We start from the raw sequence: 26,844 nt of genomic DNA, 5'->3' as shown, positions 1-26,844 counted from the left end.
CGGCGGTCAACTGCTAACCTGAAAAATTGATCACTTCGGCGGTTTTCGTGAAAAAAGCCGCGCCCAAAGGCGCGGCCAGTCGACAGGGAGGAAGTCTGCCGCCTGCTTCCGGTTTGGTTACAGGCGGCGAATAGACTATCGCAGTTATTTGTTAAATTTGTATGCTGCCCTCAGACCGGTGGAAATTGGGGCAAATTTCATATGCAAAACAATATCTTTTTGGGCGGAGCCGGGGATGGCTACAGCGAACCGGAAAACCTGACGCTGAAATACGCCAACCGCCACGGGCTGATCGCGGGTGCGACCGGGACCGGAAAAACAGTGACTCTGCAAATTCTGGCAGAGGGTTTCTCGCAGGCCGGGGTGCCCGTATTTTTGTCGGATGTTAAGGGCGATCTTTCGGGGTTGGCCAAGGCGGGCAGCGCAGCGCACAAACTTCATCAGGCGTTTCAGGATCGCGCCCAGACAATCGGGTTTTCGGACTATAGCTATGGCGCTTGTCCGGTCGCGTTCTGGGATTTGTTCGGAGAGCAGGGTCATCCCGTCCGCACCACTGTAACCGAGATGGGTCCGCTGCTGTTATCGCGCTTGATGGACCTCAGCGAGGCGCAGGAAGGTATCCTGAACATTGCCTTCCGTGTGGCTGATGACGAAGGGATGCCACTGCTTGACCTCAAGGACCTGCAATCGCTGCTGGTTTGGGTGGGAGAGAACCGAGGCCAGCTTTCATTACGGTTTGGCAATGTCTCGACATCTTCGATTGGTGCGATCCAACGGCGGCTGCTGGTGCTAGAAAATCAGGGCGGCGCGAACCTGTTTGGTGAACCCGCACTGGAACTGGCTGATCTTATGCACACCGACGCGCAAGGGCAGGGGGTCGTGAACATCCTCGCCTCGGACAAGCTGATGGGGTCGCCCCGGCTTTATGCGACGTTCCTGCTGTGGCTGCTCAGCGAATTGTTCGAAGAACTGCCCGAGGTGGGCGACCCCGACAAGCCTAAACTGGTATTCTTTTTCGACGAAGCGCATCTTCTGTTCGAAGATGCACCCAAGGTTTTGGTGGACAAGGTGGAACAAGTCGCACGCCTGATCCGGTCCAAGGGTGTGGGGGTGTATTTCATTTCCCAGAACCCCGCCGACATACCCGAAGATATTCTGGGCCAATTGGGCAACCGGGTTCAACATGCGCTGCGGGCCTTCACCGCGCGCGACCGCAAGAACTTGCGTCTGGCGGCGGAGACCTACCGAGAGAACCCCGCTTTCGATACCGAAGCCGCGATCCGCGAGGTCGGCGTAGGCGAGGCGGTCACTTCGATGCTGGAGAAAAAGGGCGTACCTGGCGTGGTCGAGCGGACCTTGATTCGTCCGCCGGGGTCTCAGTTAGGGCCAATCACGAAGGCTGAGCGTCAAGCCATTGTTGCCGCTTCGTCGATGGAGGCGAAGTACCGAGAGCTGAAGGACAGAAAATCGGCCTTTGAAATCCTTCAGACCCGCGCAGATGCGGCCGCTCAGGCGGCAGAAAAGGCCGAGGAAGAAATCGAAACCCAATCCGTGGCCGAGCGGGAATTCGCAACGGCGCGCAGATACTCCGGCAGCCGGGTTGGGCGGTCATCCTCACGCGTGATGCGCAAGAAAGACAGCTTTGCCTCCGCCATGAGCGAGGCGGTCATCAAAGAACTGAAAGGAACAACAGGCCGCCGCATCGTGCGAGGCATTCTGGGCGGGTTGTTCAAAAGCAGGTAGGGCCGGGGACAGTCGCGGACCGCCCCGGCGACGGGCTTATCCTTTAAGGCGGCGCTGGCCTTCCTGCTTGCAATAGGCGTCCGCCTCGGGGACCGTCATTTTGGTGGCCGGGAAATCAATCGCGCGGTCCCAAATGACACGATCAGGGCGGTACAGTTGGCACGTAACTTCACCCTTCGGAGTTTGGACTTTGACCGGTGTGGTTTCAAAATCTTCCGGGCTTGGAACGCAAGCTGCCAATCCGGCGATCAGAGGAAGCAGCAGCAGTGATTTGGTCAGCGTCGAAGTCATGTGAACTCTTTTATACTCAACAGGGTGGTCGCATCATTCTACGGATTTTCTAAATTCCCGTAAACGCGTGGGATTTCGGCCAATGCCAAACTGGTTGTACCCCGTCTAGACGGACAGCGCGCTTAGATCAAGAAACCGCGCCTGAAAAGAGGCACGGTTTCGTCGCTTTTGAGATAACTGTTACTTTTCTGGTATCAATCCGCGTGGGCTGAACCTGAGGACGATCAACAGTATCAAACCCATCGTGAACAGGCGCATATGGGCAGCGCTGTCGATCAGATGCGCCTTCAATGCGCTGCCTTCGGGCATGGTTGAAGTAATCAGGTTCATCAGCCAAAGGCCCATCGGCTCGACCTGGACCCAAAGGAACCAGATCAGGAACGCGCCCAGAACCGCGCCGAAATTGTTGCCCGAGCCGCCGACGATCACCATCACCCAGACGAGGAACGTAAAGCGCAGCGGATTGTAGGTGCCCGGCGTCAGCTGCCCGTCCAGTGTGGTCATCATTGCGCCCGCAATACCGCAGATCGCGGAGCCCAAAACGAAGATCTGCAAATGGCGGCGGGTGACGTCCTTGCCCATCGCCTCGGCCGCAACTTCATTGTCGCGAATGGCGCGCATCATCCGTCCCCATGGGCTTTTCAATGCCATCTGTGCCATCCAAAGCAGGACCAGCAGCACTATGGTGAACAGCAGCGAATAGCCCAGCTTGACCGAAAGCGTCGAGGCCGTGACTGGGTCAAGACCCAGCCATTCGGCGCGGGCGATGAATCCGGGATCTGCTTGCAACTCGACCTCATAGCCGACCACAGGCGCAGGGCGCGGGATGCCGTAGACATTCTTGACGCCGCGGGCCAGCCAGTCTTCGTTTTTCATGATGGCGATGATGATTTCGGCAATACCCAGCGTCGCAATCGCCAGATAATCCGAACGCAGACCCAGCGCGGTTTTCCCGATCAGCCACGCCGCACCAGCAGCCAGCAGACCTCCGGCGGGCCAAGCAAGCAGAACGGGCAGGTTCAGGCCTCCGATATTACCCGCGACCGCAGGGTCGATGGCCTCTATCGCGGCGACGTTGGGGTCGAAAATGGCTCGGTAGACAAAGAATCCGACGATCAGAATGCCGATGATCGCCAAGGTTTGTACCCGCCCTTTGGGCATCTTCTGCGCGGTGATCACAGCGGCTACAATCGTCGCTGCGCCCAGAAGCAGCGCGAGGATGACGCCAAAGCCCCCGCCGGTCCACGCGCCCGGCGTCGGCGGCGTCGAGACCAGTACAACCGCCAGCCCGCCCAGCGCGACAAAGCCCATGACGCCGACGTTGAAAAGGCCCGCAAAGCCCCATTGCAGGTTCACCCCGATGGACATGATGGCCGAGATCAGCCCCATGTTCAGGATCAGGATCGCCGCGTTCCAGCTTTGCGTGAACCCGGTCAGCAGGATCAGGCTGCCGACGGCAACGAAAAGCAGCGTATTCTTGACAGTCTCGGTCATACCGCTTTCCCCTTGAACAGGCCCGTGGGCTTAAACAGAAGCACAATCAGCAGGATCACGAAGCTGACGGCGAATTTGTAATCAGTGGACAGAAATTGGACCAGGCCAGAGGGCTCAAGGCTTTCAGGGGCCAGATAGGTCAGTACCTTTTTCCATGCGTAGGTGATGGTCACCTCGGAAAAGGCGATGATGAAGCCACCCGCAATGGCCCCTAGCGGATTGCCAAGCCCGCCCACGATGGCCGAGGCAAAGATCGGCAGCAGAAGCTGGAAATAGACGAAGGGTTTGAAACTTTTGTCGAGGCCATAGAGAACACCCGCCGTGGTCGCCAGCGCGGCAACGATGATCCATGTGATCATCACCACGCGTTCCGGGTTGATACCGGACAGCAGGGCCAGATCCTCGTTATCAGAGTAGGCCCGCATCGACTTGCCGGTGCGCGTTTTGTTCAGGAACCAGAACAGCAATGCAACGGCGACAACAGCGACGATCACGGTGATGCCCTGAGAGGTCTTGATCGCCAGCCCCTCGCGCAGGCCGGTCATCGCTTTGAAGTCACGCGCCGAGACGATGAACCGCTCTCCGTCCGAAAAGCGCTGATCATCCGGGCCGATGATGAACCGCACGATCCCGTTCATGATGAACATCACGCCCATAGACACGATCACCAGAATGACCGGCTTGGCCTTTTGTTCGCGGTAGAACCTGTAAACCAGCCGGTCCGTGATCAGTACAAGCACGATACAGCCCAGAATTGCAAAGGGCAGGGCCAGCAGAGCGGTGGGCAGCGGCCCGAAACTGACCCCTGCGGCTTGTAGGCCCCACGTGACCAGCACAGCGATCATCGCGCCAAAGGCCATCGTGTCGCCATGGGCAAAGTTCGAGAACCGCAGGATGCCATAGATCAGCGTCACCCCCAAAGCCCCCAGCGCCAACTGGCTGCCATAGGCGATTGCGGGAACAAGAACGAAGTTGGAGAGCGCCACAAGGGCGTTGAGGAAGTCCATTAATTGTTCACCTCGCAAACACCTGAAAGAATCCATTCGTGATAGTTCACGGAGCCCTTCACCATTTGCTTAAGTTGGAATTCAGTTTGCGAACGTTCGTTGTCAAAACTCAGATTGATAAGCCCGCGCTCCGAGTTTGCTTTTGCCTGATACCAGTCCAGATCGCTGAAAAACGGACGTGCTTCCTTAAACGCTATACCGAGAGTTTCTCCGCTAATCTCAATTTTTCGCCTTAGCACTTTCGCTTCAAAAGCCGTTTTGCTTTGGATGCACTTTTCTATTTGGCGTTCACGAGGTTGGTAATCAAAGCCACTGCACCCTTGCTTACGCTGGCACTTGCAGAATTCAGTGCTCTGACAAGAATATACAGATGCATTTCCTGGCATACCCAGGGACGTGACAAGGGCGGCTGCAATGTAGAATCCGATGTTAAACATCACCCCCCCAAGAAACTCTTACGCACTTCGGGATCGGCCAGCAGTTCCTTGCCCGTGCCGCTATAGGCGTTGCGCCCCTGAACCAGAACATATCCCTTGTCCGCGATCTCCAGTGCCTGACGGGCGTTCTGTTCGACCATCAGGATTGGCAGCCCGGTGCGGGAAACCTCGATGATCCGGTCGAATAGCTCATCCATCACGATGGGCGAGACACCGGCGGTCGGTTCGTCCAGCATCAGCACCTTGGGTTGGGTCATCAGCGCACGGCCCACGGCGACCTGCTGGCGTTGGCCGCCCGACAGCTCTCCGGCGGCTTGGTTGCGTTTGTCGCGCAGGATCGGGAAGAGGTCATAGACCTGCTCCATCGTTCCCGAAATATCGTCGCGGCGGATGAAGGCACCCATCTCAAGGTTTTCTTCCACCGTCATCGAGGTGAAGATGTTCGACGTCTGTGGCACAAACCCCATGCCCTTAATCACCCGATCTTGCGGCGACAGTTTGGTGATGTCTTCGCCGTCCAGTCGAACAGCTCCGGCGCGGACGTCCAGCATTCCGAAGACCGCCTTCATCGCGGTCGATTTTCCTGCGCCGTTGGGGCCGACGATCACGGCGATTTCGCCTTTATCGACCGCGATGGTGCAGTCATGCAGAATGTCGGGCCCTTTGCCGTAACCGCCGGTCATAGTGTCGCCGATCAGGAAGGGGCCGCCCTCGACCTTATGCGTCTCACCGCTTTTGCGATGGGCGGGGGTCATGGTGCCGACGCCATGTGTGTTGGTGATTGAGGCGTCCTTGTTGCCCTTGTCGTCGTGATAAGGATTGTCGCTCACGCCAGCGGTCATGTTTGGGCCTCCAGCTTGTCTTTGTTTTTCAGGCCGGTGCCCAGATAGGCCTCGATCACGTGCTCATTGGCCTTGATCTCGTCCAGAGTACCTTCGGCCAGCACCTTGCCTTCGGCCATACAGATGACCGGGTCGCAGATTTTGCCGATGAAATCCATGTCATGTTCGATGACCACAAAGGTATAGCCGCGTTCCTTGTTTAGGCGCAGGATTGTGTCGGCGATGGTCATCAGTAGGGTACGGTTCACCCCTGCACCAACTTCGTCCAGAAACACGATCTTGGCGTCGACCATCATGGTGCGACCCAGTTCCAGCAGTTTTTTCTGCCCGCCCGAGACCTGACCGGCCTTGTGATCGGCCAGATGTTCGATGGTCAGGAACTCCAGCACCTCATCGGCCTTGGCCTTCAATGCGCGTTCTTCATCGGCAATGCGTTTGCGCCCGAACCACGTGTTCCAAAGCGATTCACCTGATTGCGCACCCGGCACCATCATCAGATTCTCGCGGCAGGACATCGAAGAAAATTCATGCGCAATCTGGAAGGTGCGCAGCAGGCCCTTGTGAAACAGCTCATGCGGGGGCAGGCCGGTGATATCCTCACCATCCATATGGACCTTCCCGCTGGTCGGCGGCAGAACGCCCGCGATCACATTGAACAGAGTGGTTTTTCCGGCCCCGTTCGGCCCGATCAGACCGGTGATCGAGCCCTTTTGGATTTCCAGCGATGCCCCGTCCACCGCATGAAACCCGCCGAAATGCTTGTGCACGTCTTCGACGACGATCATCTTTTCCCCTAGCCGCCGTTTTCCGGCGTTGTTGCCACATCCCTGTACGAATGGTGCGGGCTTTTGTCATTGAAACAGCCCGGACACAAGGCCCGGGCTGCTTGTTTTTATGACTGTTAACCTTGGATCAACGGAAGTTGACGGTTTTGTTCTCGCCGTCGGTCACTTCGATCTCGCGGTATGAACCCGCGCTTTCGCCGGGGCCGATCAGCTCAACGCCGGACGCGCCGACATAGTCGATGTCCTGACCTGCGGCCAGCAGTTCCAGACCCTTGGCCAGCTCACCTGGGTAGATCTTTTCACCCGGTGCGTTGGCGACGTCCATGATCTTGCTGCCATAATCGGCGGGGCTGGTCGAGCCTGCGGCCTGCATGGCCAGCATGAACAGCGCAGCTGCGTCATAGGCTTCCGGCGAATAAGGCGACGAACCGTCGAAACCGGCGGCTTCAGCCATGGCAAAGTACTTCTCGGCGCCCTCGCCACCCGAACCGGCGATCTGACCGAACGAGCCGTTCAGGTCGGGGCCAACATTGTTGGGAAGCGAGTCACCGATCATGCCGCCGGGCAGACCGAACGTGTCAAACGCACCGCTGTCCAGTGCCGACTGGATGATACCCAGACCACCTTGGTCGAGATAACCCGCGACAACCAGAATGTCGCCACCGGCCGAGGCCAGCGCGCCCACTTCGGCCGAGTAGTCGGCCTTGCCGTCTTCGTGTGCGGCAACGATGGTCACTTCGCCACCTGACGCCTCAAACGAGGACTGGATCGCGTCTGCCAAACCTTTGCCGTAATCGTTGTTGGTGTAGGTCAGTGCAATCGAGCTGATGCCACGGTCATTCAGGATGTCTGCCATCACCTGACCTTCACGCGCATCCGACGGCGCGGTGCGGAAGAACAGGCCGTTGTCTTCCATGGTCGACAGGCCGGGCGAAGTCGCCGATGGCGAAATCATCACCATGCCGTTTGGAATAGCGACGTTCTGCAGGATCGCGCCGGTCACACCCGAGCAGTCGCCGCCAATGATGCCAGCAACGCCATCTGCGATCATACGCTCTCCGTTCGAGGTCGCCAGGCCATTGTCGATACAACCAGTATCGGCGCGGGACGCGCTGACTTTGGTGCCGTCCAGCAGCTTGCCAGATTCGGTGACTTCGGCCATTGCCAGTTCCGCACCTGAACCCATCGCCGGGGCCAGTGATTCAATCGGGCCGGTGAAGCCGAACAGGACGCCCAGCGTGATATCTTCGGCCAGAGCCGGACCAGCCAGCAGAGCGGATGCCGCAGTTGCAGTAAGCAGCTTTTTCATATGGTTACTCCCTATTGTGAACGTATTCGTTCTGGTCACGACCCTAGGCAAGCTGCTCGGAAAAGAAAAGTCCTAACGCAAACGTGTTTTTGCGCAAAGGAAAGCTATTTGGTCTCATAGGGCTGACGCAGTGATTTTGAAGGGAAAAATGATGGTCCGAGCATTTGCGCTTCTTCTTTTGACGCTGCTAAGCGTCCCGCTGCGTGCTGAGGTCTTAAGCACCTCTTCGGGCTCAGTGCAGGTTGAGCCGATGGTTCAGGGGCTGGATACGCCGTGGGCCGTCGGAATTATGCCTGACGGATCGTTTCTGGTGACAGAACGGGATGGAGAGTTGCTGCATGTCTCGGATGGCAAGGCAAAGAAGGTGCGCGGTGTCCCAAAGGTTGCGGCAAACGGACAGGGTGGGTTGCTGGATGTGACAATCGCCCGTGATTTCACGCAAAGCCGGGAGATTTTTCTGACCTTCTCAAAGCCTCAACGGGGTGGGGCCGGTACCGCTCTAGCCGTGGCGCGGCTGTCTGAAAGCGGGGATCGGCTGACCAATCTGCGGGTCCTCTTCGAAGCCGTTCCCGGAGGGTCCGGTGGTCGACATTTCGGTTCGCGTGTGGTCGAGGCCAACGACGGCACTTTATTTGTCACTATTGGGGATCGCGGCGACCGTCCCCAAGCGCAGGAAACGTCCAACCCTATTGGTTCAGTGATCCGCGTGAACCGTGACGGAACAGTTCCTGCGGATAACCCGTTTGTGGGGGCGCCGGATGTTCGGCCCGAAATCTGGTCCTATGGCCATCGCAACCCACAGGGGGCCGGATTGGACGCACAGGGCCGCTTGTGGGCCGCAGAACACGGTGCGCGCGGCGGGGATGAGGTGAACCTGATCCAACCCGGACGGAATTACGGCTGGCCGATCATTTCGTACGGTCGTCACTATTCGGGTAAGAAGATTGGCGAGGGCACTTTCAAAGATGGGCTTGAACAGCCGAAATTTTATTGGGACCCGTCCATCGCACCCTCGGGTCTGTTGGTTTATTCCGGCAAGCTATGGCCGCAATGGGCCGGCGATATATTCGTTGGCTCCCTGAAGTTTGACTATATTGCCCGTCTCGCAGGATCGCCCCTGACCGAGGTCGAAAAGATCGAGGGCTCAGCGACAGAACGAGTCCGCGATATTGTGGAAGCGCCGGACGGGGCGATCTGGTTTATCTCTGTCGGGCAGGGCGCGGTTTACCGGATGACACCGGGTTAAACAGACAGTTTCCCGCCTTGAGCGCCTCGCTCGCGATATGGCGTGGTGTTGTAATGGGCGCGGTAGCATTTCGAGAAATGCGACGGGCTGGCAAAGCCACAGGCCAGCGCCACGTTGATCACGCTCATATCGGTCTGCATCAGCAGGTTTCGCGCCTTGTGCAGCCGCAGCTCCATGTAATACCGCTTGGGTGAGCGGCTCAGGTAGCGCCGGAACAGCCGTTCCAGCTGGCGCGTGGACATGCCGACATCCTTGGCCAGAATCGAGGGCGAGATCGGCTCTTCGATGTTTTTTTCCATCATCAGGATGACCTGGCTGAGCTTTGGATGCCGAACCCCGATCCGGGTGGGGGTCGACAGGCGCTGCGTGTCCTGATCCGTGCGGATCGACGAATAGATCATCTGATCCGCCACCGCATTCGCCAGATCTTCACCATAGTCATCCGCGATGATCTTCAACATCAGGTCGATGGACGAAGTCCCGCCCGCCGTCGTCATCCGGTTGCCGTCGATCTGGAACACGGATTTCGTCAGCTCGACCTCATCGAATTCCTCGATGAAGCTGTCCGAATTCTCCCAGTGGATTGTCGCGCGTTTGCCATCCATCAAACCAGCCTTGGCCAGAGTGAAGGCTGCTGTACACAATCCGCCAATTTTCAATCCCCGCCGCGCCTCGCGTCGTACCCAATTGAGCACCTTCTTGGTGGTGGCGTTCTGAACATCTACGCCGCCGCAAATCAGGATCACGGCATCGCGCTGAAGTTCAACGAGATCGGAATCAAGTTTGAAGTTGGCTCCAGCCGAACATGTAACGGTGTCACCGCCTTCACCGGCAAAGGTCCAGGTGTACAGCTCTTTATCGGCCATACGATTGGCGATGCGCAGGCTGTCCAGTGCCGACGCAAAAGACAGCAAAGAGAACTTGTCCAAAAGGACAAACACGAAATTCTTAGGGTTGGCCGCAGTGTCTTGCACCGTGACAACTTGGCGTTGCTCTTGCATGGCGAGGTGTCCTTGATTCGCCGCCAGGGGACGATAGGTCCGGCGGCACGTATTAAAACCACCATGATCAAAGCTTGTTTACGACGTCAAGGGGGCGCAATTGGGATATGGTCACTCTGTCACGCATTTTGTATAGAGACGACCTGAATACTTCAGCGGAGATCAAAGCTATGACCGAGTGGCAAAAAACGAACTGGCGCAACAAGCCCCGAGTTCAGATGCCAGATTATACCGACGCGGCCGCGCTGGCCAAGGTCGAGGCCCAGCTTGCCCAGTATCCCCCGCTGGTTTTTGCGGGCGAGGCACGGCGGTTGAAACAACACCTGGCTGCGGCTGGACGGGGTGAGGCGTTCCTGCTTCAAGGCGGCGACTGTGCTGAAAGCTTTGATCAATTCAGCGCGGATGCGATCCGTGACACGTTCAAGGTAATGCTGCAGATGGCGATGGTTCTGACCTATGGTGCCAAGGTGCCGGTGGTCAAAGTTGGCCGTATGGCCGGTCAGTTCGCCAAACCGCGCAGTGCCCCGACCGAAGTGGTGGATGGTGTGGAACTGCCCAGCTACCGTGGTGATATCATCAACGAGTTGGCCTTCACTCCCGAGGCCCGCATTCCGAATCCGTCCAAGATGCTGCAAGCCTACACGCAGGCGGCGGCCACGCTGAACCTGCTGCGTGCGTTCTCGACCGGTGGTTTTGCGGATATGACCCGCGTGCATTCCTGGACGTTGGGCTTCACCGACGATCAAGACGTGCAGAAATATTCGGAGATCGCCGACCGCATTCAAGACTCCATCGACTTCATGGATGCCGCCGGGATCAACGCCGATACCACGCATGAGTTCTCGACCGTCGAGTTCTACACCAGCCATGAAGGGCTATTGCTGGAATACGAAGAGGCGCTGACCCGTCTGGATTCGACCTCTGGCAACTGGCTGGCTGGCTCGGGTCACATGATCTGGATCGGCGACCGTACCCGTCAGCCCGACGGCGCGCATGTTGAATTCTGCCGGGGCGTACAGAACCCGATCGGTCTGAAATGCGGTCCGACCACGACTGCCGAAGACCTCAAGGTTCTGATGTCCAAGCTGAACCCCGAAAACGAAGAGGGTCGCCTGACCCTAATTGCGCGGTTTGGTGCAGGCAAAGCGGGTGAGCATCTGCCGCGCTTGGTGAAGGCCGTCAAGGAAGAGGGTGCCAATGTGACCTGGGTCTGCGATCCGATGCATGGCAACACGATCAAGTCGGCCACGGGTTACAAGACTCGCCCATTCGATTCGGTCCTGCGCGAAGTCCGTGATTTCTTTGGCGTCCATCAGGCCGAGGGCACCGTCCCCGGCGGCGTGCATTTCGAGATGACCGGTCTGGACGTCACCGAATGCACTGGCGGCGTGCGCGCAGTGACGGAAGAGGACCTCTCGGACCGCTACCACACCGCTTGCGACCCGCGTTTGAACGCGTCGCAATCGCTGGAACTGGCGTTCCTTGTGGCCGAAGAACTGACGAACCTGCGCCGTAACCGCACTAAACGTGCGGTTGGCTAAGGCGGCGCGCTTCTTTACGCGAACCCAAAGGGGGCCAAGTTGTTTGGGCTGAGCTTCCTTTGGGCACGTTTGCGCCGTCGGCATTCTCGTAAGGTGTCACAGAGTTTCTACTGCCTGACGCCTTACTTGCAGAATCTCGACCCGATCCAGAATCCAAGAACCCGTATGCGCGCCGATGGCCGGTTCGAGGGCGAGGTTGGGCGAGACAAAAAAAACCGGCAAGACGATCTGGTTGCCGGTTCTAAAATAACATCGGGTTCCGAACTCAGTCGTCGCGCGACACGACCAGCCGCAGGTGCGAACCCGGACGTTTGAATTCTGTCTGATCTTCGGCAAAACCAACCACAGACGGCCGTGCCGGTTTTTGAGGGGCCTGAACATCTGAGACGGGGCGCAGTTTCTGATCCGAGACGTCAAAGCGCCGTGGGGTTGCACCGATCACGCCGTCGCTGACCATCACGCCCAACACGCGGCTGACATCACCCAGATCGCTTTTCAAGGGCAGAAGGATCATCCGTGCCTGCATTCGGGTGCGACCCAGTGCGCCGGGCGAGATCAACCCAAGGTCGGCAATCGCGGGCTTGGCAAAGACTTCTTCCAATACGTCGGTGATTTGAGTCCGCGCACCGGGTTCGAAAAACGCTGTCAGAGGCATTCCGCGTACCTCCATACCTGCCAGGTTGTTCAGATGGCTGCCCGCAAGGCGAAACCTTGCCAGACCGGGTGCGATGCGTTCCAGGATGAAGGTGCATTCCAGAATATTCTCGAGTCCGCGCGGATCAATCTGCGACCGCATGGGCACACCGTCGCCCGTCAGCAACGCTGTCCAATATGCCTCAGCCTGCCGGATGGGGGACAGGCTGCGCCCACTGTCAAAACGATCCATTGCGACGATCTTTCCAAAGTTTGACCCGGAACCGTTCCCGAAAAACGTCTTCATTTTCATCACCCTAGCGTCAATCGACCGTCATTTTCATAAAATGCCACATATCGGGGACATCACCGACTGACCACCCCCGACAGCGCCCAGATTGACACGGGTTAATACAATTTTGGAGGAATTCTTTAATGAATGGTTAACTGCGTACTGGATGCGACAAACTCAGCAAACTCTTGCCCTGCGCTGGTGGTTGGCTTTAGGTGCTGGCGGAATAGGGCCATGGGCTATAACGAAAGGTCGGCTATGATCAGATCCATGACGGGCTTCGCCTCGGGCAAAGGCGCTTTGGGGCCGCATAGCTGGACGTGGGAGCTGCGCAGCGTCAACGGCAAGGGGCTGGACATGCGCATTCGCGTTCCAGATTGGCTGACCGGGCTGGAGGCGGCGCTGCGGGCGCAGATGTCCAAGGCGCTGAGCCGGGGGAATGTCACCTTGTCGCTGCGCTTGAACCGGGACGAATCCGCGCCTGAGATCGTGTTGAACGAAACGGCCATGGCCGCAGCCCTGGCGGCGGTGAAGCGCACCCAGCAGATGGCGGAGGAAGCTGGCGTAGCACTTGCAACGCCAAGCGCTGCCGATTTGGTGGCGCTAAAAGGCATGCTGGATGCAGGGGCCGATGTGGATGATCCGACCGCTCTGGTAAAGCAGCTCAGCACCGAATTTGCGACCGTTCTGGCCGAGTTCATCGCCATGCGCGAGGCCGAGGGGCAAGCGCTGGCCAAGGTTCTAGACAGCCAGCTGGATCAGGTGGCAGCTTTCACCGATCAGGCCGCCGCGCTGGCCGAACAGCGCAAGGACAAGATGGCCGATGCCTTACGCGAAAATCTGGCCCGCGTGCTGGAAAACGCACAAAGCGCAGATCCGGACCGGGTCGCGCAAGAACTGGCGCTGATCGCGGTCAAAGCGGATGTGACCGAGGAAATCGACCGCCTCAGAACCCATGTCACGGCCGCGCGCGACTTGCTGGCACAGGATGTGGCAGTGGGTCGCAAGCTGGATTTCCTGATGCAGGAATTCAATCGCGAGACAAATACCTTATGCTCCAAGGCGCAAAGCGCCGAACTGACCTCGGTAGGTCTTGAGTTGAAAGCCGTAATTGATCAGATGCGAGAGCAAGTGCAGAACGTGGAATAACGACAGGAACACCCTTATGGCGGATCGACGCGGCCTACTTATCATTTTGTCTTCACCTTCCGGGGCAGGCAAATCCACCTTGGCCCGGCGGCTGATGCAGTGGGACAGCGACCTTGAATTCTCGGTCTCGGCCACAACGCGCGCCCCGCGTCCGGGTGAGGAACATGGCCGTGAATACTACTTCCTCAGTGAGGATGCGTTCAAACAGCAGGTCGCCGACGGTCAGATGCTGGAGCACGCGCATGTATTCGGGAATTTCTATGGCTCACCCGCGGGGCCGGTGCGCGAGTCGATCAACAGCGGTAAAGACGTGCTGTTTGATGTGGACTGGCAGGGCGAGGTGCAGATTCGCAACTCAGATCTAGGCAAGCACGCTTTGTCGATTTTCATCCTGCCGCCCTCGATCCCTGAACTGCGTCGTCGGCTGGAAAGCCGGGGTCAGGACGCCGCCGACGTGATCGCCAAGCGGATGCTGAAAAGCTGGGATGAGATCAGCCACTGGGGCTATTACGACTACGTTCTGGTGAATGACGATCTGGATGCGACCGAGGAAAAGCTGAAGACCATCGTCAGCGCCGAACGCATGCGGCGTATCCAGCAACCGGTGCTGCAAAACCACGTTCGCACACTGCAAAACGAATTCGAGGAATTGTCATGACGGTCTACGCCCTCGGCCCGCACACGCCGCAAATCCACGAGGACACCTGGGTCGCGCCCGATGCGAACCTGATTGGGAAGGTGGTGCTGGAGCAGGGGGCCTCGGTCTGGTTTGGCTGCACCATACGCGCCGATCATGAAGAGATCCGGGTGGGCGAAGGCAGCAACGTGCAGGAAAACTGCGTGATGCATATTGATGCGGGCTATCCGCTGACGATCGGCAAGAACTGCACCATTGGGCATAAGGTCATGTTGCATGGCTGCACGATCGGGGAAAATACTCTGATCGGGATGGGGGCAATTGTCCTGAACGGCGCAAAAATAGGAAAGAATTGCCTGATAGGGGCAGGGGCGTTGATCACAGAAGGCAAGGAAATCCCGGACAATTCGCTGGTGATGGGTGCACCGGGCAAGGTGGTGCGAGAATTGGATGCGGCTGCGGCGCAAAAGATCACGTTCAGCGCGCTGCATTATCAGGAAAACATGCGCAAGTTTCGTGAAACTTTGACACCCGTGCCCTAGAACGCCCTCGAATATCACCGAGTACCAACGATGTCAGACGATCTGCTTGCCGAAATTGTGTCGGCCATTCCCCTACCTGCCCTGATGGTCGATCAGACCGAGCGGATCATAGCGGCCAATACAGATGCACGGACGTTGCTTGGGCAAAACATCGTCACCCGTCATTTTGCCACCATCCTGCGTCAGCCGCAGGTGATTGAGGCGATGGAGCAAAGCCTGCGTGACAAGGGGCGGGCGAAGACGCGCCACCTTGCAAATGACGGCGCTCAGGACACCACGTTCGAGGTAGAGTGCCGCTATATGAACGGTGTTGGCGCTGTCGCAGGCGGGGCTGTTCTGGCTGTTTTTCAGGATGTGACCCATCTTGAACAGGCCAGTCAGATGCGGCGCGATTTTGTCGCCAATGTCAGTCACGAACTGCGCACGCCGCTGACCGCGTTGATGGGCTTTATAGAAACCCTGCGCGGCCCCGCCCGCGAAGATGCCGCCGCGCGCGAGCGCTTTCTTCAGATCATGACGGATGAGGCCAACCGCATGAACCGGCTGGTAGGGGACTTGCTGTCGCTGAACCGGGTCGAAAGCGAAGAACGGGTGCGGCCACGAGAGGAGCTGGACCTGTCGGGCTTGCTCCAATCCACGATAAATTCACTGCGGCCACTGGCCGAGGATGCGGAAGTTGAACTTCGCCTTACCAATGATCCCCAGGGACCGGTGTCCTTGATCGGTGACAGCGATCAGTTGCGGCAGGTTTTTACCAACTTGATCGAGAACGGAATCAAATACGGCGGTAGCGGCGGCTTGGTTGAAGTACGAATTCAGTCTTTCGAACGGGACACCGCCATGCGCGGCCCGGCTGTGCGGGTTCAGATTTCGGATAAGGGGCCGGGTATCGACCCGACTCACCTGCCGCGTTTGACCGAGCGATTCTACCGGGCGGACAATCACAGGTCCCGGCAATTGGGTGGAACCGGTTTGGGGCTGGCGATCGTAAAACATATCGTCAATCGGCATCGCGGGCGCTTGCGGGTGGAAAGCGAGTTCGGCAAAGGGTCTGTTTTCACAGTGATTTTGCCGCAGCAAAAACCGGAAGAGGCTCAGGTTTGACGCCCGGCATACCGGGATTGTCACAAAGTCATAGCTGAATCTGCCGGTTTGTCATGAAACCGTTACAAACCTGTCACAAAAGGCTTACGCACGGCTCTTAGGGGTGCCGGCAAGATCATCATGGGGGTGATCAAAAACAACCATTCTCAAGGAGACTGAGATGTCCTTTGTAAAACTGTCGGCTTCTGCTCTGGCGATTGCTGCCGTTTCGGCCACTACCGCTGCTGCACGTGATCAGGTTCAGGTTGCCGGTTCCTCGACCGTTCTGCCTTACGCTTCGATCGTTGCCGAAGCCTTCGGTGAAAACTTCGACTTCCCGACCCCTGTTGTTGAATCGGGCGGTTCCTCGGCTGGCCTGAAGCGTTTCTGCGAAGGTGTTGGCGAAAACACCATCGACGTTGCCAATGCTTCGCGCGCCATCCGTGAAAAAGAAGTAAAAGCCTGTGCCGAAAACGGCGTGACCGACATCATCGAAGTTCAGATCGGTTATGATGGCATCGTTTTCGCCTCCGACATCAACGGCAACTCGTTCGAGTTCACGCCGGAAGATTGGTACAAAGCCCTGTCCGCACAGATCGTTGTTGACGGTCAGCTGGTCGATAACCCGAACAAAACCTGGGCCGACGTGAACCCTGCTTTCCCGGCGCAGCCGATCGCAGCTTTCATCCCGGGCACCAAGCACGGCACCCGTGAAGTGTTTGAAGACAAGGTGATCCTGGCCGGTTGTGAGCACCTGGGCGACTTTGACGTTTACAAAGCAGCCAACGGCGACGACAAGAAAGCCGCCGAGAAAGCCTGTATCGCCCTGCGTACGGACGGCGTTTCGGTCGACATCGACGGCGACTATACCGAAACTCTGGCGCGTATCGACAGCAACAAAGACGGCATCGGCGTCTTTGGTCTGGCCTTCTACGAGAACAACACCGACAAGCTGCAAGTTGCAACCATGTCCGGCATTGTTCCGACCACCGAGTCGATCGCAACCGGCGAATACCCGGTCTCGCGTCCGCTGTTCTTCTACGTGAAGAAAGCGCATATTGGCGTGATCCCCGGCCTGAAAGAATATGCTGAGTTCTTCGTCGCCGACGAGATCGCAGGCCCCGATGGTCCGTTGGCTGAATACGGCCTGGTTTCGGATCCCGAGCTGGTGAAAGTTCAGGAAGCTGTTGCGAACGAAACCGTTCTGGGCGGCGGCTCCTAATCACCCTTGCTTATGGAACCGGGGCGGTTTATGCGCGCCCCGGTTCTTTTTGACTCTTCTCCAGCCATTCCGACGGAGTTCCCATGGCACTATCCTGGCTGTTGCTCATCCTGCTTGCATTCGCAGTGATCGGATATTTCGCAGGGCGGTCCCGTGCCCTTGCAAGCGCAGGAGGAGACGCGCGGGATCTGCACTCTCTGCCGTCCTATTATGGCTACAATGTTGCGCTGACGGCGCTGGTGCCGGCGCTTGGAATTCTGGTCGTCTGGTTGCTGGCGCAGCCGATGATCGTAAACAGCACAGTCACCGGCATGATCCCCGACCACGCGATCCCTGAAGGCGCTGACCGCGGCCTGATCATGAGCGAGGTTCGGCGCGTTTCGAACGGGTTGGCCGGGGCCGTTGCGACCGGCGCGCTGAGCGAAGTGCAGGCTGGGAATGCCGATGCCGATATTGCCGAGCTGACCCAGACGTTGAAAGACTCAGGTCAGGTCCTGACTCAGGAGATTACCAAACCTATTCTGGTCGCGGCCCAGAAATACCGCAGCATGACGTCGACCGGAACGATAGCAATGCAGGTGATCGTTGTGATCGTCGCGCTGTTTGGTGCAGCCTTTGCCTATATCCGAACGCACAAGGAATTCCGCGCCCGCAACGTAGTGGAACAAGGCGTTCTGGCGCTGTTGCTGCTGGCGGCCTCGATTGCGATCCTGACAACGATGGGCATCGTTTTGTCCATGTTCTTCGAGACGCTGAACTTCTTCCAACTGCACTCGTGGAAAGACTTCTTCTTCGGTAGCACATGGGCCCCGAACTTCCGTGGCGGCTCGGAACTGTCGATCCTGCCGCTTCTGTGGGGCACGCTCTATATCTCGGTAATCGCGTTGTTGGTGGCGGTGCCGATTGGCCTGTTCGCCGCGATTTACCTGTCGGAATATGCCTCAGGCGCGACCCGCTCCATTGCCAAGCCATTGCTAGAGATCCTCGCCGGTATCCCGACCATCGTTTATGGTCTTTTTGCCTTGCTGACGGTTGGTCCTGCGCTGGTGTCGATGTTCGGCGAAGGCGGGGCGCTGGGAGTGGGCTGGATGGCCAGCTCGAACGCGGTGCTAACTGCGGGTTTGGTTATGGGCATCATGCTGATCCCGTTCGTGTCGTCGCTGTCCGATGACATCATCAATGCGGTGCCGCAGTCTATGCGCGATGGCTCTCTGGGGCTGGGCGCGACGCATTCCGAGACTGTCCGTCAGGTGGTGCTGCCGGCCGCGTTGCCGGGGATCGTCGGAGCGATCTTGCTGGCCGCCAGCCGCGCCATCGGTGAGACGATGATCGTGGTGATGGCTGCCGGTGCAATCGCCAAATTCTCGGGCAACCCGTTCGAGGCAATGACCACGATCACCACTCGGATCGTCAGCCAGTTGACCGGCGATACCGACTTTGCCAGCCCTGAAACGTTGGTTGCGTTCGCGCTGGGTCTGACCCTGTTCATCATTACGCTGGGGCTGAACATCTTCGCCCTCTACATCGTACGCAAATACCGGGAGCAGTACGAATGACCGATATTTCCCAAACGCCCGCCGCTGCTCCGGCTGCGAAACCCAAAAAGGGGTCGTTGTTCGAGCAAGACGCACGGACCAAAAAGCGCAATGCAGCCGAATCCCGGTTTAAGATGTATGGGATTGCTGCCATCGGTATCGGCCTGCTGATGCTGATCGTGCTGGTCACAAACATTGTGACCGCAGGCACCGGCGCGTTCCAGCAGACGTTTCTTGAACTGAATGTTGAGCTGAAAGAAGACAAGCTGGACAAGAAGGGCAACCGCAATATCGAGGATATCAAGAAGGTCTCGACCTTTGGTTACGCGCCGCTGATCGCCTCGGCGATTGAGACGGAAGTGCAAGAGCTGGGTATCCAGACCGATCTTTCGCCCAAGGACATGGGTAAAATCCTGTCCAAAGCCGCACAGGCCGAGCTGAGGAACTATGTGATCGCCAACCCTGATGAGATTGGCAAAACTGTCAGCTTCCGATTTTTGGTCAACAGCCGCGTCGATGGGTACATGAAGGGCCGCGTGACCCGCGAGTCCATCGCTAATGACAAAAGCATCACGGTTGCCCAGCTGGATTTCGTAGATCAACTGCGGGATGCGGGTGTGCTGTATAAGGCGTTCAACCCCGATTTCATCTTCGGCTCGGACGCGTCCGACCAACGGCCCGAGGCTGCGGGGATCGGTGTTTCGATGCTGGGATCGCTGTTCATGATGTTCGTGGTGCTGGCTTTGGCGCTGCCGATTGGGGTGGCCGCCTCGATCTATCTTGAGGAGTTTGCGCCGCAGAACCGGCTGACAGATATCATTGAGGTCAACATTTCGAACTTGGCCGCTGTGCCTTCGATCGTGTTCGGTATTCTGGGTTTGGCCGTGTTCATCAACTACATGCATTTGCCGACCTCGGCTCCGCTGGTGGGTGGTCTGGTTCTGACGCTGATGACTCTGCCTACGATCATCATCTCGACCCGCGCGTCGCTCAAGGCGGTTCCGCCGTCGATCCGCGATGCCGCACTTGGGGTAGGGGCCTCGAAAATGCAGGCGGTGTTCCACCATGTCTTGCCGCTGGCCGCGCCCGGTATTCTGACCGGCACCATCATCGGTCTGGCGCAGGCGCTGGGGGAAACCGCGCCGCTGCTGCTGATCGGGATGGTGGGCTTTATCGCCTCGAACCCGCCCGACGGGCTGGTGGCGGGCTTCCTGTCACCGAACTCGGCCATGCCGGCGCAGATCTACGAATGGTCCAAACGCGCTGACCCGGCCTTTTACGAACGCGCATGGGGAGGGATCATCATTCTGTTGATCTTCCTTGTGACAATGAACACCATCGCGGTCATCCTGCGCCGCCGCTTTGAACGCCGCTGGTAAGGGGCTTATTATGAACGATATGACACGAGTGGAGAGAGCCGTGGACTCCAAAGCCATCAAGATCGCCGCGAATAATGTGCAGGTCTACTACGGTGAGACGCACGCTATCAAAGACGTCAACGTCGAGATTGAAGACAAGACCGTGACCGCCTTTATCGGCCCGTCGGGCTGCGGCAAGTCTACCTTCCTGCGCTGCTTGAACCGGATGAATGACACGATCGACATCTGCCGGGTTCAGGGCGATATCCTGCTGGATGGCGAGGATATCTATGACAAGCGCGTCGATCCGGTACAGCTGCGCGCCAAAGTGGGCATGGTGTTCCAGAAGCCGAACCCTTTCCCTAAGTCGATCTATGACAACGTAGCCTACGGCCCGCGCATCCACGGCCTTGCCAAGAACAAGGCGGAACTGGATGAGATCGTTGAGAAATCCCTGCGTCGCGGTGCGATCTGGGATGAGGTCAAGGATCGTCTTGACGCCCCCGGCACCGGCCTGTCGGGCGGTCAGCAGCAGCGCCTGTGCATCGCCCGCGCCGTCGCGACCGAGCCCGAGGTTCTGCTGATGGACGAGCCTTGCTCGGCCCTGGACCCGATTGCAACTGCGCAGGTCGAAGAACTGATTGACGAGTTGCGCTCGCGTTATTCGGTGGTGATTGTGACCCACTCGATGCAGCAGGCCGCGCGAGTCAGCCAGAAAACCGCATTCTTCCATCTGGGCAACCTCGTCGAGTTCGGCGAGACGGGTCAGATCTTCACCAACCCCGAAGATCCCCGCACCGAAAGCTATATCACCGGCCGGATCGGCTGAGGACAGGTATCTGATCATGACCGAACAACATATTGCATCCGCCTTCGACCGCGATCTAGAAGCCATTCAGGCCCACATCATGAAGATGGGCGGGCTGGTCGAAGCCGCCATCATGGGTGCGGCCCGGTCGCTGGAAACGCGCGACGAGGAACTGGCGCAACAGGTCCGCGCAGGCGACAAGGCCATCGACGCGCTTGAGGAACTGATCGACGAGGAAACCGCCCGCCTGATCGCGCTGCGTGCGCCAACAGCCAGCGATCTGCGTCTGGTTCTGTCGGTTCTTAAAGTCTCTGGCAACCTTGAACGCATTGGCGATTATTCCAAGAACATCGCCAAACGGACCACGGTTCTTGTCAATGCAGGCGAGATCAACGGCAGCGCCGCAGCCTTGCGTCGCATGGCGCGTGAAGTCGAGCATATGCTGCGCGACGCGCTGGACGCGTACATCCAGCGTGACGCAGAATTGGCGACCGACGTGATCAACCGCGATGAAGAAGTGGACCAGATGTATAATGGTCTGTTCCGCGAATTTCTGACCTTCATGGCAGAAGATCCGCGCAACATCTCGTCCTGTATGCATCTGCATTTCATCGCCAAGAATATCGAGCGTATGGGCGATCACGTCACCGCAATCGCCGAGCAGGTCGTGTATCTGGTGACCGGCGAACGCCCCGCCGAAGCGCGGCCAAAGGCCGATGTAACCTCGCAATCCGTCTGAGGAGATTTCTGAGATGTCTGCCGATCAACCCACAGTGCTGGTGGTCGAGGATGAACTGGCCCAGCGTGAAGTGCTGGCTTATAATCTTGAAGCGGAAGGGTTCCGCGTATCCAAGGCGGCTAATGGCGACGAAGCCATGTTACTGGTGGACGAAGACAGCCCGGACATCATTGTCTTGGATTGGATGATGCCCAACCTGAGCGGGATCGAAGTCTGCCGCCGCCTCAAATCACGCCCTGACACACGCTTGATTCCGATCATCATGCTATCGGCCCGCACTGAAGAGGTCGATAAGGTGCGCGGTCTGGAAACCGGTGCTGATGACTATGTAGTCAAACCCTATTCGGTGGTTGAACTAATGGCACGGGTGCGGACGCAACTGCGCCGCGTGCGCCCGGCGACGGTTGGTATCCGATTGGAATTCGACGATATCATTCTGGACTCTGAAACTCACAAGGTCAGCCGCGGCAGCAAGCCTTTGAAACTGGGCCCGACTGAATTTCGGCTGCTGAGCACGTTTATGGAGAAACCGGGCCGTGTCTGGAGCCGTGAGCAATTGCTCGATCGGGTTTGGGGTCGCGATATCTATGTCGACACCCGAACGGTGGACGTCCATATCGGTCGCTTGCGTAAAGCTTTGACGCAACATGGCGGCGACGACCCAGTTCGAACCGTTCGCGGCGCGGGATACGCGTTGGGGTAGGGTGCGCGCTACCCTATGAGTTTTACTCATGAGGAAATGCAAAACTCTTTCTGTCCTTTGGCGCATCACCGGGTTAGGTTGCGCCGAAGCTGACAGAGCGGAGAAGCCCCATGAACGCCCCAGATACCAAACCGACCTTGCGTGCCAAAGATGCGCCGGACCTTGGGCGATTTGCGTGGGAGGACCCATTTCGCCTGTCTGATCAGTTGACTGAAGACGAACGGATGATCGCCGACAGCGCGCGGGCCTATGCGCAGGAGAAACTGCAAACGCGGGTTCTGGAAGCGTTTCAGAACGAGGAAACCGATCCCGAGATTTTCCGCGAGATGGGCGAAATGGGCCTGCTGGGCACCACGATTCCCGAAGAATATGGGGGTATCGGGGCAGGGTATGTCGCCTACGGTCTTGTCGCGCGCGAGGTTGAGCGTGTGGATTCCGGCTATCGCTCGATGATGTCGGTGCAAAGTTCATTGGTGATGTACCCGATCTATGCCTATGGCAGTGAAGAACAGCGCCGCAAATACCTGCCGAAACTGGCCAGTGGTGAATGGATCGGTTGCTTTGGCCTGACAGAGCCCGATGCGGGCTCTGACCCGGCGGGAATGAAAACTCGAGCGGAAAAGATCGACGGCGGCTACCGTTTGACCGGTAGCAAGATGTGGATTTCAAACTCTCCGATCGCTGATGTTTTTGTCGTTTGGGCCAAGTCCGACGCACATGACGGGAAGATCCGGGGCTTTGTGCTTGAAAAAGGCCTGAAGGGCCTGAGCGCGCCGAAGATCCAGAACAAGATGAGCCTGCGCGCCTCGATTACCGGCGAAATCGTGCTGGACGGAGTTGAGGTTGACGAGGGCGCTTTGCTGCCCCACGTACAGGGGTTGAAAGGACCGTTTGGCTGCCTCAATCGCGCCCGGTATGGTATCAGTTGGGGTGCCATGGGGGCCGCGGAATGCTGCTGGCACGCGGCGCGTCAATACGGGCTGGATCGCAAGCAATTCGACAAACCCTTGGCGCAGACACAATTGTTCCAACGCAAACTGGCGGACATGCAGACCGAAATCGCGCTTGGTTTGCAAGCCAGCCTGCGTGTTGGTCGTTTGATGGATGACGCTGCTGCTGCGCCCGAGATGATCTCGATCGTAAAACGCAACAATTGCGGAAAAGCGTTGGACATCGCGCGGATGGCACGGGACATGCATGGGGGCAACGGTATCTCGCTGGAATTCCAGGTGATCCGCCATATGGTCAATCTGGAAACCGTGAACACCTACGAGGGGACGCATGACGTGCATGCGTTGATCCTGGGGCGTGCGCAAACGGGCCTGCAAGCCTTCTATTGAGTTTCGCGTAATTGGTATTATGGTAAAATAATGCCTGCGCGTGATTTGAACTTTGCACAGTTCCTCAAAGCCTTACGATGCTCTCCTGATAACCACTTCAGGAGCGCAAAATGCAATTGAACGGAAAAACCATCGTCATAACCGGCGCCGCTGGTGGTATTGGTAAAGGTCTCGCCGAACGGTTTGCCCAGCTTGGTGCAACGGTCGTCTGCTCGGATGTTGACCTGGACGCAGCGGAACGCGTTGCGCGCTCCATCGGTGGTCACGCTCTGCACTGCGATGTGTCCAGCGAAGATCATGTGAAGGCGTTGATCGATACCGTCGAAGATCAGATCGCGCCAATAGATCTGTTTTGCGCGAATGCTGGGATTTTGACGCTCGGCGGTTTTGATACACCCGATGCGGATTGGGATCGAACGTGGAAGATCAATGTCATGTCCCATGTCTGGGCCGCGCGACATCTGGTTCCAAAGATGCTGGCACGCGGCGGCGGTTATTTTTTGATGACCGCATCGGCTGCCGGGCTGTTGAATCAACCTGGTGCTGCGCCGTATGGCGTCACAAAACACGCAGCCGTTGGATTTGCCGAGTGGCTGGCGCTGACATATGGGCGCAAGGGTTTGAAAGTTTCGGTTCTGTGCCCACAGGCGGTGCGTTCAGACATGACCAAGGGATACGAAGTGTCTGTCGCGTCGATCGACGGTATGCTCGAACCGTCCGAGGTCGCGGAAGCCTGTGTTCAAGCCATTGAAGCAGAGCAGTTTCTGATCCTGCCGCATCCGCAGGTTCTGGACTATATGCGCCACAAAGCGACCGATTATGATCGGTGGCTGGGCGGAATGCAGAAGCTAAATCAAATTTTTATCGAGGATAATTGATCAAACTACCGCGCTCGTCGCATCAACCCTTCCTGTGCGATAGATGCAACCAATATGCCGTCCTGTGTGTAGATTGAACCACGATTGAAGCTGCGACCTCGACCGCCCCAGGGCGAATCCATAGAATACAGATGCCACTTGTCGAAATGCACCGGTGCGTGGAACCACAAGGCGTGATCCAGGCTGGCTCCGTTGACCTCACCGGTAAACCAACTCAGGCCGTGGGGTCTTAGTCCCGAGCTGAGCAGGTACATGTCCGAAGCATAGGTCAACAGCAATTGCTGGGTGATTTGGTCCCTGCCCTGTGCGGCGTTCATTCGAAACCAAATGGCGTTTCGATCGTCGGACTTGTCAGGCGCGAACAGGTCCAGATGGTGGACTTCGCGTACATCGATCGGACGGTCGCGCATCAGCTCGGATCGCAGACGTTCGGGAACGCGACCCAGATATTGTCGTCTGACCTCGGACCGCGCGGGCAATCCCTCGGGGCCGGAGATGTCGGGCATTGGATGCTGGTGGTCCCAGCCGTCATCTGCAATATGGAAAGAGGCCGACATGTTAAGGATTTGTTTCCCGTGTTGGATCGCAATGACTCGGCGGGTGGTGAAAGAACCTCCATCTCGGGCCCGATCCACTTGATAAATAACGGGAATTGACGGATCGCCGGGGCGAATGAAATAGGCGTGCAAAGAATGGCACAGACGGTCTTCCACGGTACGGTATGCAGCAGACAGGGCCTGGGCGACGACTTGTCCACCAAATATCCGCGTCGGCGTTTCACCGCCCGACCCTGTGCCACGAAACAGATCAACCTCAAGCCGTTCCAAAGACAACAGATCCAGAAGAATATGTTCGGCTTCGGTCATGTGGGGCTCTCCGATCTGTCTATGACATGGCGTAACAGGCTGCTGAAGGTCATTCAATCATTGCCCCAAGGACAAGCCCCTTGAGTTCCGACCGTGACGGATAGGAACTAGACGGCGAAAGCTGCGTAAAGAAGACGACAGTCACGTCATTGCTGCGGTCGATCCAGAAAAAGGTCGAGGCCATGCCGCCCCAACTGAAATCTCCCAAAGAGCCCGGTGTGGCTGTTCGGCCCGGATCAATCACCACCGAACCGCCAAGACCAAAGCCGGTACCTTCCATCGGTTGTTCCGCAAAACTACTTGGACCCATCGAGGCAATGTCGCCCGCTAAGTGATTGCGCATCATGAATTCTACCGTTCTGCTGCTGAGCAGGCGGTGTCCATTCCCCTGCCCCTTATTTCGCAATATCTGGACGAATTTAGCATAGTCGTCGATTGTGCCGACCAAACCGCCGCCCCCAGAGCACATGGTGGTGTCGAGAAAGGCAGAATCTTCGTAGCTATCTGTCAAACGCAGGCTGTCACCACCGGTCTCAGCCGAATTCAGATCCATCGCATTGCCAGCTAAGGGCGTGTAGAGTGATGCAAAACGGTCCCCGGCATCTTTGGGAACAGTAAATCCGGTCTCAGACATACCCAGCGGGTCAAAAATCTCTTCCTGAAAGAACTGATCCAGCGTTTTGCCAGACACGATTTCCACGACCCGGCCGATCACGTCGATGCCCACCGAATATTCCCAACGACTGCCGGGATGGAATGCCAGCGGCAGGTCAGCGAGCGCAGTCACCCGGTTCGCCAAAAGACCCTCACGCGGGCCAAAGACGATGGATTGATTTTCCATCGCACTCGGCAGCAGCCCGGGGTTAAACGGATAGCTCAAACCACTTGTATGGGTCAGCAATTGATGCAAGGTCGGGGTTGTCGAGGGTTCGGTTTGGTCCATCCGGCTTGCGCCCGGCACAAGGGCATGCATATTCGAAAACTCTGGAATAAAGTCAGATACCTGCGCGTCGAGGTGAAAGTTTCCGCGTTCGGCAAGCATCATCAATGCCACAGACGTCACTGGCTTGGTCATTGAATAAATTCGGGCAATCGTGTCGCGCTGGAAAGGCAAGCTCTGCTCCACATTCCGAAGCCCGCAGGCGTGGAAGAATGCCTCTTGACCCTGATGGTGGATCAGAACGGAACTTCCTGCATACTTCCGCTCATCCACATAGCGTTGCATCCACATCGGAATGCGCCCGAGGCGGGAAGGGTCGAGCGTGGTCTGACTGCACATGTGGACGTCCTGACATTGCCTATCAATTCCCCGGATTTTGCCGGGCGTGGTCACCTAACGCAATGGGGATGCAGCTATTTCCAT

General features: G+C 57.7%; 26 protein-coding genes. 15 read left to right on the top strand and 11 right to left on the bottom strand.

The genetic code is table 11. The features are described 5' to 3' along the window. The first annotated feature begins 201 nt into the window (after window positions 1-201). On the top strand, window positions 202-1,743 hold the full coding sequence (locus ACR0L1_RS19335) for a helicase HerA-like domain-containing protein (protein ID WP_480860396.1): 1,542 nt from the start codon (window positions 202-204) through the stop codon (window positions 1,741-1,743). 36 nt (window positions 1,744-1,779) lie between these two features. On the opposite strand, the gene ACR0L1_RS19330 is transcribed toward ACR0L1_RS19335, so the two are convergent. From ACR0L1_RS19330 to ACR0L1_RS19300, 7 genes are all read right to left on the bottom strand, one after another. Continuing rightward, window positions 1,780-2,034, bottom strand: coding sequence for a hypothetical protein (locus ACR0L1_RS19330; protein WP_170769773.1), 255 nt, complete (start codon window positions 2,032-2,034; stop codon window positions 1,780-1,782). A 180-nt stretch (window positions 2,035-2,214) separates the two neighbouring features. Beyond that, the gene (locus ACR0L1_RS19325; RefSeq protein ID WP_480860395.1) at window positions 2,215-3,528 is read right to left on the bottom strand and encodes a branched-chain amino acid ABC transporter permease; all 1,314 of its coding nucleotides are present in this window, start codon (window positions 3,526-3,528) and stop codon (window positions 2,215-2,217) included. Beyond that, window positions 3,525-4,535, bottom strand: a complete 1,011-nt coding sequence (locus tag ACR0L1_RS19320; protein ID WP_170790892.1) for a branched-chain amino acid ABC transporter permease — start codon at window positions 4,533-4,535, stop codon at window positions 3,525-3,527. Before ACR0L1_RS19320 ends, ACR0L1_RS19325 begins: the two co-directional genes overlap by 4 nt. Further along, window positions 4,535-4,972 carry a hypothetical protein gene (locus ACR0L1_RS19315; protein ID WP_480860394.1) on the bottom strand — a complete coding sequence of 146 codons (438 nt, stop codon included), beginning with the start codon at window positions 4,970-4,972 and terminating at the stop codon, window positions 4,535-4,537. Before ACR0L1_RS19315 ends, ACR0L1_RS19320 begins: the two co-directional genes overlap by 1 nt. Further along, window positions 4,972-5,802 carry an ABC transporter ATP-binding protein gene (locus ACR0L1_RS19310; RefSeq protein WP_480860420.1) on the bottom strand — a complete coding sequence of 277 codons (831 nt, stop codon included), beginning with the start codon at window positions 5,800-5,802 and terminating at the stop codon, window positions 4,972-4,974. Before ACR0L1_RS19310 ends, ACR0L1_RS19315 begins: the two co-directional genes overlap by 1 nt. An 8-nt stretch (window positions 5,803-5,810) precedes the next feature. After that, on the bottom strand, window positions 5,811-6,599 hold the full coding sequence (locus ACR0L1_RS19305; protein WP_170769769.1) for an ABC transporter ATP-binding protein: 789 nt from the start codon (window positions 6,597-6,599) through the stop codon (window positions 5,811-5,813). Window positions 6,600-6,726: 127 nt separating this feature from the next. Continuing rightward, complete coding sequence (locus ACR0L1_RS19300; RefSeq protein ID WP_170769768.1) at window positions 6,727-7,908, bottom strand: ABC transporter substrate-binding protein; 1,182 nt, start codon at window positions 7,906-7,908, stop codon at window positions 6,727-6,729. A gap of 151 nt (window positions 7,909-8,059) precedes the next feature. On the opposite strand from ACR0L1_RS19300, the gene ACR0L1_RS19295 reads away from it, so the two are divergent. Next, window positions 8,060-9,154, top strand: a complete 1,095-nt coding sequence (locus ACR0L1_RS19295; protein WP_480504409.1) for a PQQ-dependent sugar dehydrogenase — start codon at window positions 8,060-8,062, stop codon at window positions 9,152-9,154. On the opposite strand, the gene ACR0L1_RS19290 is transcribed toward ACR0L1_RS19295, so the two are convergent. Beyond that, window positions 9,151-10,155, bottom strand: coding sequence for a GlxA family transcriptional regulator (locus ACR0L1_RS19290; RefSeq protein WP_170786786.1), 1,005 nt, complete (start codon window positions 10,153-10,155; stop codon window positions 9,151-9,153). The genes ACR0L1_RS19295 and ACR0L1_RS19290 overlap by 4 nt on opposite strands. 170 nt (window positions 10,156-10,325) lie before the next feature. On the opposite strand from ACR0L1_RS19290, the gene ACR0L1_RS19285 reads away from it, so the two are divergent. Further along, on the top strand, window positions 10,326-11,696 hold the full coding sequence (locus ACR0L1_RS19285) for a class II 3-deoxy-7-phosphoheptulonate synthase (protein ID WP_480860392.1): 1,371 nt from the start codon (window positions 10,326-10,328) through the stop codon (window positions 11,694-11,696). Window positions 11,697-11,961: 265 nt separating this feature from the next. Here the strand turns inward: ACR0L1_RS19285 and ACR0L1_RS19280 are convergent, their stop codons facing one another. Then, the gene (locus ACR0L1_RS19280; RefSeq protein ID WP_480860390.1) at window positions 11,962-12,636 is read right to left on the bottom strand and encodes a PAS domain-containing protein; all 675 of its coding nucleotides are present in this window, start codon (window positions 12,634-12,636) and stop codon (window positions 11,962-11,964) included. Between the two features lie 243 nt (window positions 12,637-12,879). Between ACR0L1_RS19280 and ACR0L1_RS19275 the strand changes: the two genes are divergently transcribed. From ACR0L1_RS19275 to ACR0L1_RS19220, 12 genes are all read left to right on the top strand, one after another. Then, window positions 12,880-13,770, top strand: coding sequence for a YicC/YloC family endoribonuclease (locus tag ACR0L1_RS19275; RefSeq protein WP_480506629.1), 891 nt, complete (start codon window positions 12,880-12,882; stop codon window positions 13,768-13,770). 16 nt (window positions 13,771-13,786) lie between these two features. Beyond that, on the top strand, window positions 13,787-14,428 hold the full coding sequence (gmk, locus tag ACR0L1_RS19270) for a guanylate kinase (RefSeq protein WP_170769762.1): 642 nt from the start codon (window positions 13,787-13,789) through the stop codon (window positions 14,426-14,428). Continuing rightward, on the top strand, window positions 14,425-14,949 hold the full coding sequence (locus tag ACR0L1_RS19265) for a gamma carbonic anhydrase family protein (RefSeq protein ID WP_170786778.1): 525 nt from the start codon (window positions 14,425-14,427) through the stop codon (window positions 14,947-14,949). The genes gmk and ACR0L1_RS19265 overlap by 4 nt, the downstream gene beginning before the upstream one ends. Before the next feature lie 30 nt (window positions 14,950-14,979). Then, a complete protein-coding gene (locus ACR0L1_RS19260; protein WP_480860388.1) occupies window positions 14,980-16,053 on the top strand; it encodes a sensor histidine kinase in 1,074 nt (357 codons plus the stop codon). Between the two features lie 160 nt (window positions 16,054-16,213). Next, complete coding sequence (locus tag ACR0L1_RS19255) at window positions 16,214-17,254, top strand: substrate-binding domain-containing protein (RefSeq protein ID WP_170769759.1); 1,041 nt, start codon at window positions 16,214-16,216, stop codon at window positions 17,252-17,254. A gap of 83 nt (window positions 17,255-17,337) precedes the next feature. Continuing rightward, window positions 17,338-18,810, top strand: coding sequence for a phosphate ABC transporter permease subunit PstC (gene pstC, locus ACR0L1_RS19250; protein ID WP_480860386.1), 1,473 nt, complete (start codon window positions 17,338-17,340; stop codon window positions 18,808-18,810). Then, window positions 18,807-20,168, top strand: a complete 1,362-nt coding sequence (gene pstA / locus ACR0L1_RS19245; protein ID WP_170790907.1) for a phosphate ABC transporter permease PstA — start codon at window positions 18,807-18,809, stop codon at window positions 20,166-20,168. The genes pstC and pstA overlap by 4 nt, the downstream gene beginning before the upstream one ends. 10 nt (window positions 20,169-20,178) lie before the next feature. Then, window positions 20,179-20,976, top strand: coding sequence for a phosphate ABC transporter ATP-binding protein PstB (gene pstB, locus ACR0L1_RS19240; RefSeq protein WP_170769756.1), 798 nt, complete (start codon window positions 20,179-20,181; stop codon window positions 20,974-20,976). Between the two features lie 16 nt (window positions 20,977-20,992). Further along, window positions 20,993-21,694: a phosphate signaling complex protein PhoU gene (gene phoU / locus ACR0L1_RS19235; protein ID WP_170769755.1), complete on the top strand. Its 702-nt coding sequence runs from the start codon at window positions 20,993-20,995 to the stop codon at window positions 21,692-21,694. A gap of 13 nt (window positions 21,695-21,707) precedes the next feature. Continuing rightward, the gene (gene phoB / locus ACR0L1_RS19230; RefSeq protein WP_480860384.1) at window positions 21,708-22,397 is read left to right on the top strand and encodes a phosphate regulon transcriptional regulator PhoB; all 690 of its coding nucleotides are present in this window, start codon (window positions 21,708-21,710) and stop codon (window positions 22,395-22,397) included. A 110-nt stretch (window positions 22,398-22,507) separates the two neighbouring features. Beyond that, window positions 22,508-23,737, top strand: a complete 1,230-nt coding sequence (locus ACR0L1_RS19225) for an acyl-CoA dehydrogenase (protein WP_170790911.1) — start codon at window positions 22,508-22,510, stop codon at window positions 23,735-23,737. 110 nt (window positions 23,738-23,847) lie between these two features. Next, on the top strand, window positions 23,848-24,615 hold the full coding sequence (locus tag ACR0L1_RS19220; RefSeq protein ID WP_480860382.1) for an SDR family oxidoreductase: 768 nt from the start codon (window positions 23,848-23,850) through the stop codon (window positions 24,613-24,615). A gap of 5 nt (window positions 24,616-24,620) precedes the next feature. On the opposite strand, the gene ACR0L1_RS19215 is transcribed toward ACR0L1_RS19220, so the two are convergent. Together ACR0L1_RS19215 and ACR0L1_RS19210 are read right to left on the bottom strand one after the other, a co-directional pair. Continuing rightward, window positions 24,621-25,481: an acyl-CoA thioesterase gene (locus ACR0L1_RS19215; RefSeq protein ID WP_480860380.1), complete on the bottom strand. Its 861-nt coding sequence runs from the start codon at window positions 25,479-25,481 to the stop codon at window positions 24,621-24,623. Between the two features lie 49 nt (window positions 25,482-25,530). Beyond that, complete coding sequence (locus tag ACR0L1_RS19210; protein ID WP_480860378.1) at window positions 25,531-26,760, bottom strand: serine hydrolase domain-containing protein; 1,230 nt, start codon at window positions 26,758-26,760, stop codon at window positions 25,531-25,533. Window positions 26,761-26,844: the final 84 nt, after the last annotated feature.

The sequence above is a fragment of the Ruegeria sp. J8 genome, assembly GCF_056531925.1.
Note: the sequence above shows the minus strand (reverse complement) of the source record. Positions and strands in the feature narration are given on the sequence as shown.

Coding starts and splice junctions, on each gene's coding strand:
- phoB (WP_480860384.1), top strand. CDS start 21,708: ATGTCTGCCGATCAACCCACAGTGCTGGTGGTCGAGGATGAACTGGCC.
- ACR0L1_RS19275 (WP_480506629.1), top strand. CDS start 12,880: ATGATCAGATCCATGACGGGCTTCGCCTCGGGCAAAGGCGCTTTGGGG.
- ACR0L1_RS19285 (WP_480860392.1), top strand. CDS start 10,326: ATGACCGAGTGGCAAAAAACGAACTGGCGCAACAAGCCCCGAGTTCAG.
- pstC (WP_480860386.1), top strand. CDS start 17,338: ATGGCACTATCCTGGCTGTTGCTCATCCTGCTTGCATTCGCAGTGATC.
- gmk (WP_170769762.1), top strand. CDS start 13,787: ATGGCGGATCGACGCGGCCTACTTATCATTTTGTCTTCACCTTCCGGG.
- ACR0L1_RS19215 (WP_480860380.1), bottom strand. CDS start 25,481: ATGACCGAAGCCGAACATATTCTTCTGGATCTGTTGTCTTTGGAACGG.
- ACR0L1_RS19330 (WP_170769773.1), bottom strand. CDS start 2,034: ATGACTTCGACGCTGACCAAATCACTGCTGCTGCTTCCTCTGATCGCC.
- ACR0L1_RS19320 (WP_170790892.1), bottom strand. CDS start 4,535: ATGGACTTCCTCAACGCCCTTGTGGCGCTCTCCAACTTCGTTCTTGTT.
- ACR0L1_RS19265 (WP_170786778.1), top strand. CDS start 14,425: ATGACGGTCTACGCCCTCGGCCCGCACACGCCGCAAATCCACGAGGAC.
- ACR0L1_RS19210 (WP_480860378.1), bottom strand. CDS start 26,760: ATGTGCAGTCAGACCACGCTCGACCCTTCCCGCCTCGGGCGCATTCCG.
- ACR0L1_RS19255 (WP_170769759.1), top strand. CDS start 16,214: ATGTCCTTTGTAAAACTGTCGGCTTCTGCTCTGGCGATTGCTGCCGTT.
- ACR0L1_RS19305 (WP_170769769.1), bottom strand. CDS start 6,599: ATGATCGTCGTCGAAGACGTGCACAAGCATTTCGGCGGGTTTCATGCG.
- ACR0L1_RS19290 (WP_170786786.1), bottom strand. CDS start 10,155: ATGCAAGAGCAACGCCAAGTTGTCACGGTGCAAGACACTGCGGCCAAC.
- ACR0L1_RS19260 (WP_480860388.1), top strand. CDS start 14,980: ATGTCAGACGATCTGCTTGCCGAAATTGTGTCGGCCATTCCCCTACCT.
- phoU (WP_170769755.1), top strand. CDS start 20,993: ATGACCGAACAACATATTGCATCCGCCTTCGACCGCGATCTAGAAGCC.
- ACR0L1_RS19225 (WP_170790911.1), top strand. CDS start 22,508: ATGAACGCCCCAGATACCAAACCGACCTTGCGTGCCAAAGATGCGCCG.
- ACR0L1_RS19220 (WP_480860382.1), top strand. CDS start 23,848: ATGCAATTGAACGGAAAAACCATCGTCATAACCGGCGCCGCTGGTGGT.
- ACR0L1_RS19295 (WP_480504409.1), top strand. CDS start 8,060: ATGGTCCGAGCATTTGCGCTTCTTCTTTTGACGCTGCTAAGCGTCCCG.
- ACR0L1_RS19315 (WP_480860394.1), bottom strand. CDS start 4,972: ATGTTTAACATCGGATTCTACATTGCAGCCGCCCTTGTCACGTCCCTG.
- pstA (WP_170790907.1), top strand. CDS start 18,807: ATGACCGATATTTCCCAAACGCCCGCCGCTGCTCCGGCTGCGAAACCC.
- ACR0L1_RS19300 (WP_170769768.1), bottom strand. CDS start 7,908: ATGAAAAAGCTGCTTACTGCAACTGCGGCATCCGCTCTGCTGGCTGGT.
- ACR0L1_RS19325 (WP_480860395.1), bottom strand. CDS start 3,528: ATGACCGAGACTGTCAAGAATACGCTGCTTTTCGTTGCCGTCGGCAGC.
- pstB (WP_170769756.1), top strand. CDS start 20,179: ATGAACGATATGACACGAGTGGAGAGAGCCGTGGACTCCAAAGCCATC.
- ACR0L1_RS19280 (WP_480860390.1), bottom strand. CDS start 12,636: ATGAAGACGTTTTTCGGGAACGGTTCCGGGTCAAACTTTGGAAAGATC.
- ACR0L1_RS19335 (WP_480860396.1), top strand. CDS start 202: ATGCAAAACAATATCTTTTTGGGCGGAGCCGGGGATGGCTACAGCGAA.